The following is a 17,747-nucleotide window of genomic DNA, read 5'->3' as shown; positions in this document are numbered from 1 at the left end:
AAGGAGCCCTTCACGGACAACTAACTACGCCGTCCGGTGCAGCACCCGATCCAGTTGGTCGAGCACGTCGTTAGCCCAGTCCTCGAACGGGTTCCCCGCCGAAGGACGGAACCGCACCACCTGTGGGTCGTGGTCGCTCGCCTGGTCAGCGAACTCGGCATTGACATGCACCACGTCATAGTCCACGCCACGCGGGGCAGCCGACGCCAGGATGTGGTCAAGCACCTGCGACTGGCCCTCGTACACGTAGCTGTACCGCTCAGCCGGCGGCAGCGTCGAAATCAGGTCCTTCAGCAGCCCACCCGACGTCAGCTTCGCCAGCGCGGGCGAGAACTGGTAGTCGTTCAGGTCACCGGCGACCACGACATTCGCCCGAGGGTCCGCGTTGAGCAGCTGCGCCACGAATCCCTGCAGGACGGTTGCCTGCTTCTGCCGCTGCACCTCGGAGCTGCGCGTCGGCGGCTGGTAACGGCCGTGGGTCGGCTGGTCGCCGCCTTTCGAGTTGAAGTGGTTGGCGAGCACGAACACCGTGCGGCCGCGGAACACGAACTCGCCGGCCAGCGGCTTGCGGCTGTCCTCCCAGGCCTCGTTGCCCGGGTCGACCCGGCCCGGCGACTGCGTCAGGTGTGCCTTGCCGTGGTCGGAAACCACGCCCACCGAAGAGGTCGGGCTGCCACCCGGCCGGTCCACAAAGGACACGCGCGACGGGTTGAACAGGAAGCCGACCCGGATGTTGCCGCCCGGTTGTCCGCCGTCCTCGTCGTTCACCGGGTCGATCTGCCGCCACTGGTACCGCGGTCCGCCCGCGGCGACGATCGCGTCGGTGAACTTCTTCAGCGTCGCGTCGGCGTCCACCGTTCCGTCGTCGGTCGCGCCGCTGTTGTCCTGGATTTCCTCCAGGGTAACGATGTCCGGCGTCGCGAGGTTGTCGACGATGCCGTGTGCGAGCTGCGCGTACTTGGTGTCCGAATCGGACGGTGCGAGGTTCTCGACGTTGTACGTCGCCACCGAAAGCTCACCCGGACGCTGCTTGCGCGTGGTTTCCTTCTGCAGCTTGTTGTCCTTGGCCGCACCCAGCTTCGAAGCGAACAGCGTGTACCCGCCGAAGTTGCTGTACTCCACCGGACCGGAGGTGACGCCGGTGAGCACGTCGCCCGTGTTGACCTTCGGGGCCACCTGTTGCGAGGAAGGAATGATCGACTGAACCTTCAGCACGCCAGTGTTGATCTTGTCATATCCCAGGTACACGGTGCCACCGCGCGGCGTCGGGTTCTGCTGCGGCTTAGTGGTCACGTAAAGCTCGCCGTACTTGTTGCTCGGGCCGACCACGCGCGCGTCAGATACCTGGACGATCTCGCTTTCGTGCGATTCCCAGAAGTCCAGCGCGTACTTCGACGGCTCAAGCGGCAGCGATTCGATGTTGCCGCCCGCGTTGGGGGCCAGCACATCCGGCACCTGATCCGGCGTCAGCACCGTCGGAGCCGGCAGCGGATTCCCCTGCGAGTCGACTGTCCACTGTGCACTGGTCAGCTCGGTCAGCGACTGGTAGTTCGAGGTCGCGGGCGCGTCCGGGTAGTACTCCTTCACCTTGCCCTGCGCGGTGACCGCGTCGCCGACCGCCACTGCCGGAGTGGTCGACCCGGTGAACACGAAGAGTCCCTCGCTGGTGCGCGGGTCGCTGTCCGGATGCGGGTCGGTCATCCAGAACCCACGGGCCGAGCCGAAGCTCCGTACCGCGGTGACGATGCCGGTGACGTCCTCGACCTGCTTGTCCTTGAACGGCGAAATCCGCGTGATGCCCTGGATGTCGTGGATCTTCGCCGGAACACCCGGGTCGCCGGGCTGGGTGCCGGTGGTCTCGCCCTTGGTGTTGGTGGGCGTCGGGTCGCCGACAGCGAAGTCCGTGCTGTTGTTGTCGGTGTCAGCAAGCGTCGCCGCGCGCGCGACCGAGGTCGTGTTCGACGGCGCGGCGGCCGGAGTTCCTTCGCGGACAACGGCATCGCCGAAGCCAACGAGGTCCTTGACCCGGCTGTCCGCGGCACAGTCAGCGGCGGTCTTGCAGGTCAGCGGCGCGCTGTCGGACACGAGCGCGACGGTGCCGGCGGTCGCGGACATCGCAATGCTCCCGGTCGCGTCGGGCGTCGGCAGCGCGACCGTGCCGCCGTTCCCCTTCCCCTCCGCGACGAGGTAGCGGCCCTTCGGCGCGACCGATCCGGCGAGCGGCGTGACCTGCCATTTGCTCGACGCACTCGCCGAAGCCGGCAGGTACTGGACGCTGTAGCCGTCGAGCGCGACCGGCGCGCCGCCGTGGTTGGCCAGCTCGATGAAGTCGTTGGTCAACGTGGCCCCGGAATTGCCGCCACCGCCGTAGACCTCGGCGATCAGGGCGTCCGCGCTCGGTGCCGCCGAAGCGGGCGCGGCCACTCCGCCCAGTGCGAGAGCCGCGGCGGAGACGGCAATCGCGCCTCTGGTCAGTCTTGTCCCACCGGCGCTTCTACCCCCGGCAGGACGACGGGATATGGTCACCCTGAGTCCCCTCTGCATCTCAACGGTCGAGGCATCGTCCCCCGAACAAGCGACGCAGAGGAAGACGAAAGGGCAACGATTCGTAACGAGCTGGGAGGATTTCCTCCTTTGGACGGGTTGACGCAATGATCACGCTCGTACTCGGCGGAGACGTCAACCTTCAGGGCCGCGCGAACCCGGAAACGGCGTTCGCCCCGTTGAGCTCGCTGCTCACCGGCGCCGATGTGCGGTTCGTGAATCTCGAGGGACCGCTGTCCGGCTCGACCGGTCTGGACATCCCGCACAAGCCGAACTGGCGGCACTCGCCGCCGGAGATGGTCGCCGCGCTGACCGCCGCCGAGATCGACGTCGTGTCGGTGGCCAACAACGTCACCTACCCGCCGGCGGCGGCGATGGCGAGCCTCGCCGTGCTCGACCGCGCCGGAATCGCGCACTGCGGCGCGGGCGCGAACCTCGCGGAAGCACACGCGCCGGCGATCCTCGAACGATCGGGCGGCCGGATCGCGTTCCTCGCCTACACCTCGCTGTGCTGGCCCGTCGGGCAGGAGGCGACGGAAGACTCGCCGGGCGTCGCCGTGGCGGGCGCTTACACGTCGTACCAACCTGATCCGCGCGTCCTCGACGTCCCCGGCCGCCCGCCAATCGTGCACACCACGCCGGTCCGCCGCGACCTGGAGCTGCTGCTCGCCGACATCCGCCGCGCCCGCGCCGAGGCCGACCACGTCGTCGTGTCGATGCATTGGGGCCTCCCCGGCGACGAACTGGCCGAATACCAGGTGACCTACGCGCACGCGATCATCGACGCCGGCGCCGATCTGGTCGTCGGACACGGACCGCACACCGTGCAGCCGATCGAGGTGTATCGCGGCTGCCCGATCCTCTACAGCCTGGGCAACCTCGTCTTCGACTGGCCGGCCATGCGCGACCGGCACCGTGACGGCCTGCTCGCGGGTTGCGTCGTCGGCGACCAGATGCGGGTCGAATTAGTGCCGATTCGCCGCGGCGAAGACAACGAATGCGTACCGTTGACGGGAGCCAACGCCGACGAAGCGCTGCGGCGGTTCGTCGGGTTGTCCGCGCGGCGCGGCACGAACGTGACGGTCAGTGATGGTTTCGCGACAGTCGAAGGACTTCGCGGCTGACCCGCCGTCCCCGCCGTCACCCGGACGGCGCATCTGCCTTAAATGCAGCTCAAGCCCGGGGTCGACGGGTACCTCGCGGGAGTACTTTACCGATGAGCGCGGAAACTGTGGCCCAGACCACTTTCGGGCCGCCCCGGCGCTCACGGGTAGCACCCCGCAGGGGGAGGCGACACGGTCACGTGGGGGTTGACCGTCGTCGAGTGCGCGGGTGCCGCCACCCGGGAAAAAAGCCGCGGGCGCGGGACTTTCCGCTTCTCCCGCGACCGCGGCTCCACGGATTTGCCCCGGGGAAGCCTCGCGAGTGGCGAGGCGCCGCCTTGACCGCGCGGGGGAGCGCGAGCAGGGGAGGAAGGCGGCCTGCCTCGCCACTCGTGAGCATTAGCTGCCGGCAAGAGCCGTCGCGGCGCTGTTTACCACGCGCGCGCATATCTCTCCGTGTGTAAGCGACAGGTAATGGCCAGCTCCCGGCACGATCTGCGGTGCCCGTCCCGACCCGCAGCCAAAAACCGGCGCTCGCCAAGGCGGAAGTGGTCGTGACGGCGTTGAGCAGAAGCACCTGTCCGGGGTACCGCGGCGAGAACCGGTTCGGCGACTTCTGCGGGAAGAACCCGGCGGAGCAGCCACGCGCTGAAGGAAGCGCCGTCGTCAGCGGTCGCCGCTCAATCCGGGGTCCACAAAACGACGATCTACCGCACCTGGGCGACCAAAGACGAGGTCCTCGCCGACGCCCTCGCGCAGGCTCCTGAGCTCACCTTCACGATCCCCGACACCGGTTCCCTGCGCCGCGATCTCCTCGAACTGGCGAAGCAGATCCACCGCCTGCTGTCCGATCCGGCGAGCGGGCGCGTCATCACGGCCGTCGTCTCCGCGCTGCCGGGCCGGCCCGCAACCGCCGAGGCCGCCGGACGGTTCTTCGCCGACCGCCTCGGCCGTGAGCAGGTCCTCTTCGACCGTGCCCACGACCGAGGCGAACTCGCCGACGACGCCTATCTCGAACGACTTGTCGACACCGTGCTCACCGGCGTCGCGCGGTGATCAGTACGGCCGGTCCCCGACGATCGCGACGCGCTCGGCGATCCGGACGTGCGGGTGGTAGTCGTTCACCGCGTAGTGCTGGGTCGCGCGGTTGTCCCAGAACGCCACCGAATCCGGCTCCCAGCGGAACCGCACCTGGAATTCCGGCGTGTGCGCCTGCAGGAACAAATACCGCAGCAGCCGGTCGCTTTCGGCGCGGTCGAGGCCGACGATGTGCGTGGTGAACGCCTGGTTCACGAACAACGTCCGCCGTCCGGTCTCCGGATGGATCCGCACCACCGGGTGTTCGACCGGCGGGTACGCGTCCTGCCACTGGGCCAGCAGGTCCGGGTCGGTGAACCGGTCGAAACCGGGGACGAAATCGTGCACCGCGGTGAGGCCGTCGATCCGCTCGCGGACGTCGGCGGGCAGGTTGTCGTAGGCGGCGGCCATGTCGGCCCACATCGTGTCGCCGCCGATCGGCGGGACCTCGACCAGCCGCAGCACGGAACCGAGCGCCGGATTCGGCCGCCAGGTGACGTCGGTGTGCCAGATGTTTTCGTATCCGGGCATCCCGGCGGTGCGGGTGAACCGCACGACCTGGTCGGAATCTCCCCGCGGGATGAACGGGTTGGTTTCCAGCTCACCCCAGTTCGCGGCGAACGCGCGCTGCTGCTGCGACGTGATGTGCTGGTCGCGGAAGAACAGCACCTTCCACTCCAGCAGCGCGCGGTTCAGTTCGGCCCGCAGCCGCGGCGACACCGGCGCGCCGAGGTCCACTCCGGAGATTTCCGCGCCGATCACTCGTCCGAGCGGGCGAAGGGCGAAAAGCTCGTAGGGACGTTCTTCAACGCCGTCCGGAAGGCGGCGCAGCACGCGCGGGCCTTCGAGGATCCCGTCGTCCGGGGTGACGGACGAGCGCAGGCGGGCAGGCAGGTCTACAGACATGGCGGTACTCCCGAAGAATAGGTGAATTCGGCTGTGGCAACGAAAAGAACAGCGGAAAATCGCCTACGCGGGAGGAGAGCCGAGACGACCGCGACGCGTGAGGAGAGCGGCTACGCCCTCGCCGTCCGTCCGTGCCGGGGCACGGCCGGCTAGCGGCACTTCCCGGGTCTCTGGCATGAGTCCAATTCTGACGGGGTACAGATCACCAGGTCAAGGCTCCCCACGATGTGAAACAGTCGCACGCCCGGCCGAGTGACCTGGACGACCTCGATGGGGTTAGATCTCTCCAGAGGGTGGCGGACCGCGGTTCGCGCTCTCCTGGAAAGCGGAGGTCCCCATGGCAGGTTCGACGAGCGAGCGGCTCAACGCCGCCGCGGACGCGCTCGATCGAGCGGCTGCCGACGCGGACCGTGCGGCGGGCCGGTTTTCCGAAGCCCGCCTCGAATCGACGCCGTGGGGTATTTCCGCACCAGCGCGGGAAATCGCCGCCCGGTGGGAGGCGGCGCTCGCCGCGCGCGACATCGACGCGCGCATGCTCGGCGACGCGACGTCCGATCTCGCCGGTCAGCTGCGGATGGCCGCCCGCGGCCACCACCACCGCCCGACGATCGCGACGGCGCTGCTGAGTTGATGCCGTTCCTCCACCCGGCGCTGGAAAACGCGGCCGCCGGGTTGGCTTCTTTGGGTGCCGCGGCCGCCGCGATCGGCGCACCGGATCCGATCGCCGCGCTGCGTCAGATCGACTGTTCCCCGCAGACGATCCGCGAATCGGCGCGCACGCTGTCGGCCGGCCGCGACGTTTTGGTCATGGCGCGGTTGGAGTTCGAACGCGGCGCGCACAGCGCGGAACGCAAATGGGGCGGCGAACCGGCCGCGCGTTTCCGGGGCAGCGCGGACGAACTCGACGCGTACTACCGGCAGGCCGCCGAAGCCGCCGCGCGTACGGCGTCGGTCGGCTTGGATCTGGCGGAATTGCTTGACCGGCTGGCGGATCAGACCGCGGCGCAGGTGATGCTGATCGCCGAAGGAGTGTCCCCGGCGGCCGTCGCGTTGCTGGCCGGCGACCGCTCCGCCGAGCCAGCGGTGCGGGAGGCGTGCGGGACCATCGCGGAAGCGGTCGCTCGCGGCGTCGCGACCATAGGAGAGGCAACGACTTTCCTCGACGCCTTCGGAACACCGGTGCTGCAGGAAGAGAATTAGCGGGTCGCGGTCACGAATCCGCCGCGCGTGATGTCCAGCGGCTCACGTCCGTATCGGACGGCAAGTTCCGCGACCGTAACGGTTTCCGGCTGCCAGCCGTGCGCGGCGAGCCACTCCGGACCGTCGCCCGCGAGACCGCCGCGCCAGAGCGCCGTCACCTCGCCGCCGACTTCGCGTGCCCGCTCCAGCAGTCCGTCCCGCTCGCCGTCCGGCCGGTGTTCGAACGAAATCCGGCTGCCCGGCGCGGACATCTCCGTGACACCCGTGAGCAGCCGCTCCGCCTCGTCCCGACTCAAGTAGACGAGCAGCCCTTCGGCGAGCCAGACAGTCGGCCGCTCCGGGGCGAATCCCGCGTTTCTCAACGCCGCGCCCCAGTCGTCGCGCAGATCGACCGGGACCGCCGTGCGCTCGCACCGAGGCCGCGCCCCCTGTTCGGCCAGCACGGTTTCCTTGAACGCGAGCACGTCCGGCAGGTCGACCTCGAACACGCGCGCACCGTCGGGCCAGTCGAGCCGGAACGCCCGAGCGTCAAGACCGGCCGCGAGAAGCACCGTCTGGTGTCCGCCGCTCACGAAGTCGTCAAAGAACCGGGTGCGGACCGCGACCTGCTGCGCGAACACCATCCCCAGCCCGCGGTGGCGCTCCTGCTCGCCCTCGAAGATCGCCCGCCCAGCGTGAAAGAACGCGCCCGCATACGGATCCTCGAACAACCGATCCGGCCGCCCGCTCTCCAACGCCCGAAGCCCAGCCACCCCAACCGCAGTCCTGCCCACCGGCGGAAGCTCCTCGCCCATACCCCCACCCTACGGACGCAACCCCCAAGCACCACCGCTACCAACAACGAACCGCAACCAAGAAACGGAAGGCGACCCACCCGGCTGGGGGGTCCGGGGGGCGAAGCCCCTCCGGGCGGGGCCTGGGGGTTGCACCCCCAGAAACAAGGCGAGCGAGCCACGTCGACGCTTTCCGTCGACATGGCTCGCCCACTCGCGAGCGGTGGCGGTGGGATTTGAACCCACGGACGGGATCAACCGTCACACGATTTCGAGTCGTGCTCCTTCGGCCGCTCGGACACGCCACCGCCGAGAACAATACCGGACCCCCTCCGCGGGGTGCGGCGGGGGTTACTCGCCGCCTGGACGGCGGTCCGCGAAGTACGTCTCGAGCAGGGCCGCGCAGTCGCTTTCGAGCACTCCGCCGTGGACTTCCGGCCGGTGGTTGAGGCGGCGGTCGCGCACGACGTCCCACAGCGACGACACCGCGCCGGTCTTGGGCTCCCAGGCTCCGAAGACCAGCCGCGCCACCCGGGCGAGCACGAGCGCGCCGGCACACATCGTGCAGGGCTCCAGCGTGACCGCGAGTGTGCAGCCCTCCAGCCGCCAGCCGTCGCCGTACTCGCGGGCCGCCGCGCGGAGAGCGAGGATTTCCGCGTGCGCGGTCGGGTCGGCCAGCTCGACGCGCGCGTTGCGGGCCGAGGCCAGCGGGTGCCCGTCGGGGTCGAAGACGACCGCGCCGATGGGCACGTCGGCACCGGGGGCGCGGGCCGCGTCCAGCGCGGCCCGCACGGCCTCGGTGTCGTCCGGCCGTCTCAGAGCTGGTCCAGCAGTTTCGAGAACTCGGCCTCGAAGCCGCACCGCTGGGCGATCATCTGGAGCTGTTCGTCCGGGTAGAGGTCGACCTCGCCGACGATCACCTCCAGTTCGCCGCCGGGCAGGCCGAGGTCGGCCAGGATTTCGAGGTCGCCCTCGGGCCAGACGGCGTCGTCGTCCTCGTCGGGAGGGTCGACGCGCAGCACGTCGAGGACGTCGGCCGCGATGTCGTAGTCGAGCGCCGCGGCGGCGTCCGACAGCAGCAGCGACGGTCCCCTCGGGCTCGGCCGGACGATCACGAAGAACTCGTCGTCGACGGCCAGCAGGCCGAACGCCGCCCCGGTCGACCGGAGCTTGCCCAGCTCGGTGATCGCCGCGTCCAACTCTGTGAGCGCCGAGGAATCGAGCGCACTGCACCGCCACCGACCGTCTTCACGGACCACAGCTATCGCGAAGCCCGTGACCGGCTCTTGCACCGCCATGCGCACACCGTATTCCGCCTCGCTGGCGAACGCACGCACGGTGCGCCTGAAGCGTGCGAGGTGCCACTATCGAGCCATGACCGGACCCACCGACCTCCCCACCCTGCCCGGCAATCGCCACGCCGGGCTGCTCGACGCCGCGCGGCAGCTTCAGGACCGCACTGTCGAGCTTCGCCGCGCGGTGCACCGGCACCCTGAACAGGGCTTGCAGCTGCCGCGCACCCAGGCGGCGATCCGCGCCGCGCTGGCTGACCTGCCGATCGAACTCACCGAGGGCCGCTCCACGACGTCGCTGACCGGCGTGCTGCGCGGCTCCCGTCCCGGGCCGGCCGTGCTGTTGCGGGCCGACATGGACGCATTGCCGCTGACCGAAGACACCGGCTTGGAGTTTTCGTCCGAGATCGCCGGTTCGATGCATGCCTGCGGACACGACACGCACGTCGCGATGCTCGCCTCCGCGGCGCGGCTGCTGTCGGAGCGCGTCGACGACCTGGCGGGCTCGGTGGTGTTCATGTTCCAGCCGGGCGAGGAGGGCATGCACGGCGCGCGGCACATGATCCACGAAGGAGTGCTGGACGCGGCGGGCACGCGCGTCACGCGAGCCTTCGGCCTGCACACGATCGCCAACAGCCCGAGCGGGGTGCTGCAGGTGCGCGGCGGGCCGATGATGGCGTCGGCGGACACGTTCAGCGTCGAGGTCACCGGCCGCGGCGGGCACGGTTCCGCCCCGCACGACGCCATCGACCCCGTCCCGGCCGCGGCGGCGATGGTCAGCGCACTGCAGACGATGGTCACGCGCCGGATCAGCGTCTTCGACCCGGCGGTGGTCTCGGTGACCCGCATCGAGGCCGGGACGACGACGAACATCATTCCCGAGAGGGCGGTGCTCGAGGGGACCATTCGCACGCTGTCGGAGTCGACGCGTTCGTTCGTCCGCGAGGAACTGCCGAAGGTGTGCGAGGCGGTCGGAGCGGCCCACGGCTGTCGCGTGTCCGCCGGAGTCGACCCGGGCTACCCGACGACGGTCAACGACCCGGCGGTGGCGGCCGAGGTGTTTTCGCTGGCCGCGGAGGTGCTGGGAGCGGGCAACGTCGAGGAGCTGGCCACGCCGGTCATGGGCGCGGAGGACTTCTCGTATGTGCTGCAACGGGTTCCGGGCACGTTCGCGTTCATCGGGGCCCGGGAGCCGGGCGCGGATCCGGCGACGACCGAGGACAACCACTCGAACCGGGTGAAGTTCCACGAACCGGCGATGGCCGCCGGGGTGGCCATGTACACGGCGTTCGCGCTGGACGCCCTGCGCTGAGCTCCGGCCCGCCCTTGACCGGGGCGGGCCGGTTTCACTCGGCTTGCGCGAGGAAGACGAACTCGCGGTCCGGCCGGTCGGGCGCCTGCCGGACGTCCAGGACTCGGTAGCCCTGCTCGCGCAGGTTCGTCTCCACCTCGTCCTGGCCGCGGAATCTGAGGGTCGAGTCCGAGGTGACCACGCTTCCGTCCGCCAGGAACGTGTAGGTGATGCGGAATGAGACGAGCGGCAGCCGGACCTCGGTGACCTCGAAGCGTTCCTCCACCGCGCCGATTCCCGGCACTTCGCGGGTACGCGGCGGCGCGTCCCAGGTCTCCCACGCGCGGTAACCCGGCCGACGAGTCTCGAACACCAGATACCCGCCGGGCCCCAGCGCCGTCCGGATGCCGCGGAGCGTCGCGGCCCAGTCGTCGTCGGTCAGGAAGACATGCGCGACGTTTCCGGTCATCACGGCGAGATCCGCGTTCAGCGCAGGCAGGGTCGTCGCGTCTCCGAGCCGCCATTCGACCCGGGAGTCCTTCGCTCGCGCGAGGTCGAGCGACGCCTCGGCCGGGTCGACGCCAACGACGGTGCGCCCGGTTTCAGCAAGCAAGACCGCCAGGCAGCCGGTCCCGCAGCCGACGTCGAGCACCCGGCGAGCGGCCAGCTCGTCGGCGATCCGGACGTACGCGAGCAGGTCTGCCCGGTCGCCGTCGAACGCGTCGTAGATCGACGCGAGGCGGGGATGGGCGAAGATCGCGTCCGGCATCCGGCCACGGTACCCAGCGGTTCCCCTCCGCTCATCCCGTTTTCCCGAGGTCCGCGCAGCTGACGGCACCGATCTGGGACGCACATCCCACAAATCAGGACGATCGTCCCGGACATCCTCGTGTTACGCTGCCGATGTTGAGACATCATATATCAGATCGGATCTGCTCGTGGCGTTCGAGAAACAGCGACAGCGGCTCGCCGGCGTGGTGGCGATCCCGGTTACTCCCTTCACCGCAGCCGGCGACGTGGACTCCGAGACGTACGAGCGGCTCGTCGAACGGCTCGTGTTGAGCGGCGTCGAGGTCGTCACGCCGAACGGCAACACCGGCGAGTTCTACGCGCTCGACGAGCAAGAAACGCGACAGTGTCTCGAAGTCGCCACGAAGGCCGCGCGTGAGGCGAGCGTCCTCGCTGGCGTCGGCCATGACGTGCGTACAGCCGTGAACGCCGCGAAGCACGCGCGCGCTTCCGGCGCGGACATGGTGATGATCCATCAGCCTGTGCACCCGTACGTGTCGCGCGCGGGCTGGATCGACTACCACCGCGCTATCGCGAACGAAGTGCCCGAGCTCGGGGTTGTCCTGTACGTGCGCAACCCCGCCATCGAGGGTTCAGACCTGGCACAGCTCGCCGACGCCGCGCCGAACGTGCTCGGCGTGAAGTACGCCGTGCCGGATCCGGTGCGCTTCCGCACCGTCGCGCGCGACGCGGGGTACGAGCGCTTCGTGTGGATCGCCGGCCTCGCCGAACTGTCCGCCCCTGGGTACTTCGCAGTCGGCGCGACGGGGTTCACCTCCGGTCTGGTGAACGTCGCGCCGCAGATGTCGCTCGACCTGTTCCGCCGCCTGCGCAACCACGATTTCGCCGGTACGATGGAGATCTGGGACCGCATCCGCCCGTTCGAGGAGATGCGCGCCGCGCACGGGAACGCCAACAACGTCAGCGTGGTCAAGGACGCGCTGTCGCAACTCGGCCTGTGCCGCCCCGACGTGCGGCCGCCGAGTCGCCTGCTGACCGCCGCCGAACGGGACGAATTGTTCGGAATCCTGTCCTCGTGGGGGCTTTCGTAACGCGTCAGGCGAGCGTCGGCGGAAGATCGAAAGCCCGGAACACCTCCGGACCGAAGGTAGTCACCTCCGCGACGCGACCGCCGTCCAGGCGCAACGTCACCAATCCGAAAGGCCGGAACTCGCCGTCTGCGTGCGCGTAAGTGGCGAGCGCAGGCACACCGTTCGCGCGCGTCTCGACCACGCGGAACTCGGCAGCGTCGCCGCCACGCAACGCCGGTGCCCAGGCTTCGAGCACTGCGGCCCGACCCGCGTACCACGTTGGTTCCGGTCCCATGTGCCCGCCAGCGCCGGGAGCGTGGCTGCAACGCACGTCTTCGCGCAACAGTTCAGCGAAGGCCGCTTCGTCGTGCTCTACGAGCGCCTTCACGTACTTCGCGACGACAGCGCGCTCCTCGTCGCTGGCAGACGCCGACGCCCACTCCGTCCGTCGCGTAGGCAAGTGCTCCCGCAGCTCAGCCCGTGCGCGCAACACATTGCTGTTCACCGATGCAGGCGTCGTACCGAGCGCTGAAGCCGTTTCGCGCGCGGACCAGCCGAGTACGTCGCGAAGGACCAACGCCGCACGCTGTCGCGGCGAAAGATGCTGGATGGCTGCGAGGAACGCCAACTCCACCGTCTCGAGCGCGACGACGACAGCGTCCGGTTGAAGCGCGCTGTCCGGCACCGGCTGCAACCACGGCACCGCGACGTCGGGACGCGGCGCGAGGTCGGAGTCGTGCGCAACCGGCAGATCGAGCGTCGGCAGCTCGCGTGGATGCGCGTCGAGGTGGTCCAGACACGCATTGGTCGCGATCCGGTACAGGCTCGCGCGGCCCGCGTACGTCGAACGGCCGCGCCACGCGCGCAGAAGAGTCTCCTGGACCAGGTCTTCCGCCTCGTCGAACGAGCCCAGCATCCGGTAGCAGTGCACCCGCAGCTCGTGCCGGTACGACTCGGTTTCGCTCGCGAAGTCTGTCATCTGTACAACCATGTCCGATAAGACGGCGGGTCACCGGAAAACTCGGCAAAGCCCAGCTCAGCCAGGGTGTGGCGGAAGTTACTCGCGCGTTAAGAACGCGTCAGCACGACCGTCTGGACCGTCAGAGGCCCGTTTCGGGGACGTTCCGCGCGGGCGTCGGCGCAGTGTGCTGGCGATGTTCGCCGCGATCGACATCGACCGGAGGTAACCGTGACGCTCAGCGAGCTGCTCCCGAGTCTCGGCTGCGAGGCCGCCGACCACCTAGAACCGGGACTCTGGCCGCAACGCACGAAACTCGGCGAAGGCGGTGAGCTGTTCTTCGCCGGCGCACCGGTCAGCCACCTGGCCGCGCGTTTCGGTACACCCGCGTACCTCCTCGACGAGGAACAGGTGCGCGAAACGGCTCGCGCGTACCGCCGTGCGCTGCCGGAGGCCGATGTCGCCTTCGCGAGTAAGGCGCTCTGTACGCGAGCAGTGTTGCGTTGGGTCGCCGAAGAAGGACTGTCGCTCGACACGTGCTCCGCCGGAGAGATCGCTGTCGCTCGCGCTGTCGGTTTTCCCGCGGAGCGCATCCTGTTGCACGGCAACGCGAAGACGCCCGAAGACCTGAAAGCCGCGCTGCAGTACGGCGTCGGCCGCATCGTTCTCGACTCTATCGACGAAGTTGAGCAACTCGGCACCCTTGCACACGGCGCACAACGCGTCCTCATCCGCGTCACGCCCGGCGTAAGCGGCGACACGCACGCTGCGATCACGACAGGCACCGAAGGACAGAAGTTCGGCTTCTCACTACGCCCCGACGTACGCGACAACGTCGACCGCGCTGTCGCAGCAGTCCTTTCGCAGCCGAGCCTGCAACTGGCCGGACTGCACTGTCACATCGGGTCGCAAGTGTCCCGTGTGGACCGATACGAAGAAGCCGCCCGACGGATGGTCGAAGTGCTCGTTCGCATCCGCGACCAATACGGAATCACGTTGCGCGACTTGGACCTCGGCGGCGGCCACGCGGTACCGTACGCCGACCGTGAAGCATCCTTCGACCTCGATGGGTACGCGCGGCGCCTCCGCGTCGCACTGAGCTACGAATGCTCTTCACACAGCTTCCCCTTGCCACGCCTGACAATCGAGCCTGGCCGTGCGATCGTCGGACCGGCGGGCATCACCGTTTATCGCGTGTGCGCTGTGAAGCGCGGCGCGCACACCTTCGTCGCTGTCGACGGCGGCATGAGCGACAACCCGCGCCCCGCACTGTACGGCGCGCGCTACACCGCGCGTCTCGTCGGCCGTCGCACAAAAGCCGCGCGTACGCCGATGACGGTGGTCGGACGACACTGCGAGTCCGGCGACGTACTGGCGGATGTCTGCCTGCCCGACGACGTCCACGTCGGCGACCTGTTGGCCGTACCGTGCACCGGCGCGTACCACCACTCGCTGGCGTCGAACTACAACCTCGTCGGCCGCCCACCGCTGGTCGGCGTACGCGACGGTCACGCTACGCTTCTCGTACGCCGCGAGACCGAAGAAGACCTGCTTCGCCGCTGCTAGCTTTCGATGGCCTGACCGTCGCGGGCAACGGTGCCCCGCGTCAGACGTCGTCCGACGAAGAAGTCCCGACAAACGCGTTGCACGGCGAACATCAACGGAAAGCCGACGAGGATCGCCACGACACCAATCACCGCGACGCCACCAATGCCGAACACAGTGGCCTCTCCGGCGTCAGGCTTCGCGTACGCGATCGCCGCGAGCACCAGTACCGCTAGGAAGAACACGCCGCCCACGAACGGCAGTAGGCCGCGAAGCAAGAAGTTGCGCACGCTCGACCACAGCGTCCGGCGAAACACCCACACGCAAGCAAGCGCCGTTACCGTGAACTCGATCGCGATCGTGAGCCCGACCGCGTCGACCGAATCCGCGAGCACGTTCCGGCTCCACAACGCCAGCAGCACGTACAAGGCGAGTGACACCAACCCAAACGCCCACGTGGTCACCGACGGCGTCTGATATTTCGGATGCACGCGGCCGAACACCTTGGGCAGCGCGCCGTGGCTGGCCATCGACAACGTCGTGCGCGCGGCGGGCATGATCGTCGCCTGGCTCGTGGCCGCGCCGCTGGTCAGCACCGACACGGTCAGCAGCACCCCCATGACCTTGCCGACTCCGGACGTCCCGAACACCGCGCCGCCCAGCCCGGCGAGCACGTCCTCGGCGTTCGCCTCGTTGGCCAGCCCGACCCCGTGCTCGCCGACGCCCGCGAAAGCCAGCGAAGCGACGGTCACCGACAGGTAGTTGAGCACCAGCAGCACAGTGGACAGGATCGCCGCCCGGCCCGGCGCGTGCCGAGGATCAGCCGATTCCTCGTTCACCGAAAGCGAACTCTCCCAGCCCCAGTAGATGAAAACCGCGAGCAGCACCGCCGACACCGCTGTTCCGACGCTGACCCCGCTCGGCCACAACCAGTCCCACTGCGGCGTGCTCGCCTGCGGCCCCGCAGTGCCGGTATAGACGCGCGTGAGCGCTACGACGGAAAAGATCACCAGGACAGCGAGTTCGATGCCGAGGAGGATCCACTGCGCCCGCGCGGACACCTCTATGCCGCGGTAGCACAGCCAGCACAGCGCGAGCAGCCACACGCACCCGATCGCGGTCGTCACCGCGCGGTGGTTGGCTAGGTCGTCTAGACCAAACAGCAGCAGCGTGTACCGGCCGGTCAGCGCGGATTGACTGCTCATCACCAGCAGCTGTTCCACGAGGACGACCCAGCCGGTCATCCACCCGACGCGGCTGCCGAACGCACGGGTGGCCCAGGTGAAGTTGGTGCCGCAATCGGGTTCGGCCGCGTTGAGTTCCCGGAAGGCGAACGCGACGAACAGCACCGGAACGAACGACAGCAACACGAACGCGGCGGCCTTGAACCCCGTTCCGGCGAGCACGATGAACCCGAGCGTCGCGGCGATCGAATAAGCCGGGGCGGTCGACGACATCCCGATCACCGTCGAAGACACCATGCCCAGCGCGTTCGCACGGAGCCCCTTGGCCGGAACCACAGGCGCGGCGACGGCTTCGGTCATGGGAATATTCCTCCTCGGGATTGGCGGTCCGCGACCGTACCCGCTGTTCGCGCGCACCAGAACGGCGGCGTGCGGGAGCGCACATGTCCGCCATCTGGAGAAGAAAACGGGAAAGGGTCTCCTGCTCTCCGGCTCCTGCCGATACGCTGCGCGTCTGAAGAATCACATGCCGAAACACAGGGAGGGACGGCATGGGTGACGAAAACCGTACGAAAATCGAGGAACCGCGCGCCCCGAGAGCGCTGGACGGGACAGATCGGACGCTCATCACGCTGTTGCAGGAGGACGGCAGGGCGTCGTTCACCGCGCTGGCCAAAGCGGTAGGTCTTTCGGAGGGCGCGGTGCGGCAGCGAGTACAACGGCTGCTGCGAGAGGAAATGGTGCAGATAGTCGCCGTGACCTCGCCAGAACACGTCGACCTGACCCGAAGGGCGATGGTCGGCATCACGGTGGACGGAGACGCCCGCGAAGTGGCCCAGCAACTGGCCAAGGTCGCCGACGTCCACCAGATAGCACTCTGCTCAGGCCGCTTCGACCTGCTGGCAGAACTGCTCTGCCGCGACGACGACCACCTCCTGTCCGTACTCGGCGACGAAGTGCGGCCCATCGCGGGGGTCGTCTCGACGGAACTGTTCGTGTACCTGAAGCTCGCGAAACAGGACTATTCGTGGGGAAGGCTCACGGCCTGATCCACGGGTCTGGGTTTCCCGGCTGGGTTCGAGGCCGATTCGACGGCGGGGTCCGCGGCTGGTTCGCGGCTGGTTCCGGGTCGGTTCGGAGGTTGACTCCCGCGGTCGGTTCGGCCGTTGGGTCCGCGGTCGGTTTCATGGCTCGGCCTGCGGTTGGTTCGATGACGGGGTCCGCGCCTGAGTCATGGGCTTGGTTCGCGGGATGGCGTGCTCAGACTGGGTTCTCGGTGGGGTTCTCGGTCTGAGGCGCTGGCCGGGCTTCCGGCTCGGGCAGACGGCTGGTCGCTGGGCGGGTTCCCGAGATGGGCGGTTGGTCGCGGTAGCTGGGCTGGGCTGGGCTCCCGAGCCGGGCCGTCGGTCGCGGTAGCTGGGCTGGCGCGCCCGGACTGACCCCTCGGGCGATGCCCTTGGGCGCGATCCTCGGGCTAGCGCGGCGGGGTCCGGATCGGGCCGAACTCCGGCCGCGTCGGCCTGGCTCGCCGACCGGATCGGCCTCGCCGCGGAGCTGGATCAGCTGGTTCTCGGGCCGGACCATCGGGTTCCGCAGCCACAGTCCTCGGACTGCCGCTCCCGGCCGGTGCTCCCGTCCACGGATTGGCTGATCCTTTGGGCATCGCCTGGTCCCACGCCGCGGCCCTCGGGCTACCCGCTTTCAGCTGGCGTCCCGGACTTCGACAGGGCTATCTCGATGCGCAGCCAGGGATCGGTCTAGGCATCGAGCACCCTTTCGGTTCCCGCGCTGGTCCCGGTTACGGAAGTCCGGTCCGAACGCCGTCCCGGCACCAGAACTGTTTCCGGCAGCGAGGTTCCGCCCCAGCCATCCGTTCCGGCAACAGTCCCGACTGCCAGTTGCGCCCCCGCTGCTGGCCCAGCAACGACGCTGGCCAGCCTGGGATCCGCAACCCAACCGCTGGGTCCCAGCACCGACACGGGCCCGGCACCCGGCCTAGCTAGTACTCCAGCTGTAGTTCGTGATCTTGCTGGAGGGGTCGTGTGAGACGGGTG

16 protein-coding genes and 1 tRNA gene are annotated in these 17,747 nt (G+C 68.8%); 8 read left to right on the top strand and 9 right to left on the bottom strand.

Going from position 1 to position 17,747, the window contains the following annotated elements; translation table 11 throughout:
• Positions 1 to 24 precede the first annotated feature (24 nt).
• Positions 25 to 2,424, bottom strand: coding sequence for an endonuclease/exonuclease/phosphatase family protein (locus ATK30_RS20805; protein ID WP_341867354.1), 2,400 nt, complete (start codon positions 2,422 to 2,424; stop codon positions 25 to 27).
• A 227-nt stretch (positions 2,425 to 2,651) separates the two neighbouring features.
• Between ATK30_RS20805 and ATK30_RS20800 the strand changes: the two genes are divergently transcribed.
• Positions 2,652 to 3,668 carry a CapA family protein gene (locus ATK30_RS20800; protein WP_101437023.1) on the top strand — a complete coding sequence of 339 codons (1,017 nt, stop codon included), beginning with the start codon at positions 2,652 to 2,654 and terminating at the stop codon, positions 3,666 to 3,668.
• A 627-nt stretch (positions 3,669 to 4,295) separates the two neighbouring features.
• Positions 4,296 to 4,703 carry a TetR/AcrR family transcriptional regulator C-terminal ligand-binding domain-containing protein gene (locus ATK30_RS47135; RefSeq protein WP_101440963.1) on the top strand — a complete coding sequence of 136 codons (408 nt, stop codon included), beginning with the start codon at positions 4,296 to 4,298 and terminating at the stop codon, positions 4,701 to 4,703.
• Here the strand turns inward: ATK30_RS47135 and ATK30_RS20790 are convergent, their stop codons facing one another.
• A complete protein-coding gene (locus ATK30_RS20790) occupies positions 4,704 to 5,630 on the bottom strand; it encodes a TauD/TfdA dioxygenase family protein (RefSeq protein ID WP_101437022.1) in 927 nt (308 codons plus the stop codon).
• Between the two features lie 337 nt (positions 5,631 to 5,967).
• On the opposite strand from ATK30_RS20790, the gene ATK30_RS20785 reads away from it, so the two are divergent.
• Together ATK30_RS20785 and ATK30_RS20780 are read left to right on the top strand one after the other, a co-directional pair.
• A complete protein-coding gene (locus ATK30_RS20785; protein WP_101437021.1) occupies positions 5,968 to 6,261 on the top strand; it encodes a hypothetical protein in 294 nt (97 codons plus the stop codon).
• A complete protein-coding gene (locus ATK30_RS20780; protein ID WP_101437020.1) occupies positions 6,261 to 6,830 on the top strand; it encodes a hypothetical protein in 570 nt (189 codons plus the stop codon). Before ATK30_RS20785 ends, ATK30_RS20780 begins: the two co-directional genes overlap by 1 nt.
• On the opposite strand, the gene ATK30_RS20775 is transcribed toward ATK30_RS20780, so the two are convergent.
• From ATK30_RS20775 to ATK30_RS20760, 4 genes are all read right to left on the bottom strand, one after another.
• The gene (locus tag ATK30_RS20775; RefSeq protein ID WP_101437019.1) at positions 6,827 to 7,624 is read right to left on the bottom strand and encodes an SAM-dependent methyltransferase; all 798 of its coding nucleotides are present in this window, start codon (positions 7,622 to 7,624) and stop codon (positions 6,827 to 6,829) included. The two genes, ATK30_RS20780 and ATK30_RS20775, sit on opposite strands and share 4 nt — an antisense overlap.
• Before the next feature lie 200 nt (positions 7,625 to 7,824).
• A tRNA-Ser gene (locus tag ATK30_RS20770) sits at positions 7,825 to 7,911 on the bottom strand.
• A gap of 43 nt (positions 7,912 to 7,954) precedes the next feature.
• Positions 7,955 to 8,395 (bottom strand): nucleoside deaminase, encoded by a 441-nt coding sequence (locus ATK30_RS20765; protein ID WP_101437018.1) that lies wholly within the window; start codon positions 8,393 to 8,395, stop codon positions 7,955 to 7,957.
• Positions 8,396 to 8,418: 23 nt separating this feature from the next.
• Positions 8,419 to 8,901 (bottom strand): tRNA adenosine deaminase-associated protein, encoded by a 483-nt coding sequence (locus tag ATK30_RS20760; protein WP_037354362.1) that lies wholly within the window; start codon positions 8,899 to 8,901, stop codon positions 8,419 to 8,421.
• 76 nt (positions 8,902 to 8,977) lie between these two features.
• Here ATK30_RS20760 and ATK30_RS20755 point away from each other — a divergent pair, with 76 nt between their 5' ends.
• Complete coding sequence (locus tag ATK30_RS20755; RefSeq protein ID WP_101437017.1) at positions 8,978 to 10,207, top strand: M20 metallopeptidase family protein; 1,230 nt, start codon at positions 8,978 to 8,980, stop codon at positions 10,205 to 10,207.
• Positions 10,208 to 10,241: 34 nt separating this feature from the next.
• On the opposite strand, the gene ATK30_RS20750 is transcribed toward ATK30_RS20755, so the two are convergent.
• Positions 10,242 to 10,955, bottom strand: a complete 714-nt coding sequence (locus ATK30_RS20750) for a class I SAM-dependent methyltransferase (RefSeq protein WP_101437016.1) — start codon at positions 10,953 to 10,955, stop codon at positions 10,242 to 10,244.
• Positions 10,956 to 11,124: 169 nt separating this feature from the next.
• Between ATK30_RS20750 and ATK30_RS20745 the strand changes: the two genes are divergently transcribed.
• Positions 11,125 to 12,027, top strand: a complete 903-nt coding sequence (locus ATK30_RS20745) for a dihydrodipicolinate synthase family protein (protein WP_101437015.1) — start codon at positions 11,125 to 11,127, stop codon at positions 12,025 to 12,027.
• Positions 12,028 to 12,031: 4 nt separating this feature from the next.
• Here ATK30_RS20745 and ATK30_RS20740 read toward each other — a convergent pair whose 3' ends face one another.
• Positions 12,032 to 12,985 carry an RNA polymerase subunit sigma-70 gene (locus ATK30_RS20740; protein WP_244194678.1) on the bottom strand — a complete coding sequence of 318 codons (954 nt, stop codon included), beginning with the start codon at positions 12,983 to 12,985 and terminating at the stop codon, positions 12,032 to 12,034.
• A gap of 210 nt (positions 12,986 to 13,195) precedes the next feature.
• Here ATK30_RS20740 and lysA point away from each other — a divergent pair, with 210 nt between their 5' ends.
• Positions 13,196 to 14,530: a diaminopimelate decarboxylase gene (gene lysA, locus ATK30_RS20735; RefSeq protein WP_101437013.1), complete on the top strand. Its 1,335-nt coding sequence runs from the start codon at positions 13,196 to 13,198 to the stop codon at positions 14,528 to 14,530.
• Here the strand turns inward: lysA and ATK30_RS20730 are convergent.
• Positions 14,527 to 16,053, bottom strand: a complete 1,527-nt coding sequence (locus ATK30_RS20730) for an APC family permease (RefSeq protein ID WP_101437012.1) — start codon at positions 16,051 to 16,053, stop codon at positions 14,527 to 14,529. The genes lysA and ATK30_RS20730 overlap by 4 nt on opposite strands.
• Positions 16,054 to 16,244: 191 nt before the next feature.
• Here ATK30_RS20730 and ATK30_RS20725 point away from each other — a divergent pair, with 191 nt between their 5' ends.
• Positions 16,245 to 16,742, top strand: a complete 498-nt coding sequence (locus tag ATK30_RS20725; RefSeq protein WP_101437011.1) for an Lrp/AsnC family transcriptional regulator — start codon at positions 16,245 to 16,247, stop codon at positions 16,740 to 16,742.
• Positions 16,743 to 17,747 lie beyond the last annotated feature (1,005 nt).

The sequence above is a fragment of the Amycolatopsis echigonensis genome, assembly GCF_002846615.1.
GTDB classification, from domain to species: Bacteria; Actinomycetota; Actinomycetes; order Mycobacteriales; family Pseudonocardiaceae; genus Amycolatopsis; species Amycolatopsis echigonensis.
The sequence above is the reverse complement of the archived record's forward strand: the minus strand, read 5'-3'. Positions and strand labels throughout refer to the sequence as shown.

What these genes read in the sequence shown, in the direction of transcription:
- ATK30_RS20725 (WP_101437011.1), top strand. Translation starts at nt 16,245, where the DNA reads ATGGGTGACGAAAACCGTACGAAAATCGAGGAACCGCGCGCCCCGAGA.
- ATK30_RS20800 (WP_101437023.1), top strand. Translation starts at nt 2,652, where the DNA reads ATGATCACGCTCGTACTCGGCGGAGACGTCAACCTTCAGGGCCGCGCG.
- ATK30_RS20730 (WP_101437012.1), bottom strand. Translation starts at nt 16,053, where the DNA reads ATGACCGAAGCCGTCGCCGCGCCTGTGGTTCCGGCCAAGGGGCTCCGT.
- ATK30_RS20775 (WP_101437019.1), bottom strand. Translation starts at nt 7,624, where the DNA reads ATGGGCGAGGAGCTTCCGCCGGTGGGCAGGACTGCGGTTGGGGTGGCT.
- ATK30_RS20755 (WP_101437017.1), top strand. Translation starts at nt 8,978, where the DNA reads ATGACCGGACCCACCGACCTCCCCACCCTGCCCGGCAATCGCCACGCC.
- ATK30_RS20790 (WP_101437022.1), bottom strand. Translation starts at nt 5,630, where the DNA reads ATGTCTGTAGACCTGCCTGCCCGCCTGCGCTCGTCCGTCACCCCGGAC.
- ATK30_RS20740 (WP_244194678.1), bottom strand. Translation starts at nt 12,985, where the DNA reads ATGACAGACTTCGCGAGCGAAACCGAGTCGTACCGGCACGAGCTGCGG.
- ATK30_RS20760 (WP_037354362.1), bottom strand. Translation starts at nt 8,901, where the DNA reads ATGGCGGTGCAAGAGCCGGTCACGGGCTTCGCGATAGCTGTGGTCCGT.
- ATK30_RS20780 (WP_101437020.1), top strand. Translation starts at nt 6,261, where the DNA reads ATGCCGTTCCTCCACCCGGCGCTGGAAAACGCGGCCGCCGGGTTGGCT.
- ATK30_RS20785 (WP_101437021.1), top strand. Translation starts at nt 5,968, where the DNA reads ATGGCAGGTTCGACGAGCGAGCGGCTCAACGCCGCCGCGGACGCGCTC.
- ATK30_RS20750 (WP_101437016.1), bottom strand. Translation starts at nt 10,955, where the DNA reads ATGCCGGACGCGATCTTCGCCCATCCCCGCCTCGCGTCGATCTACGAC.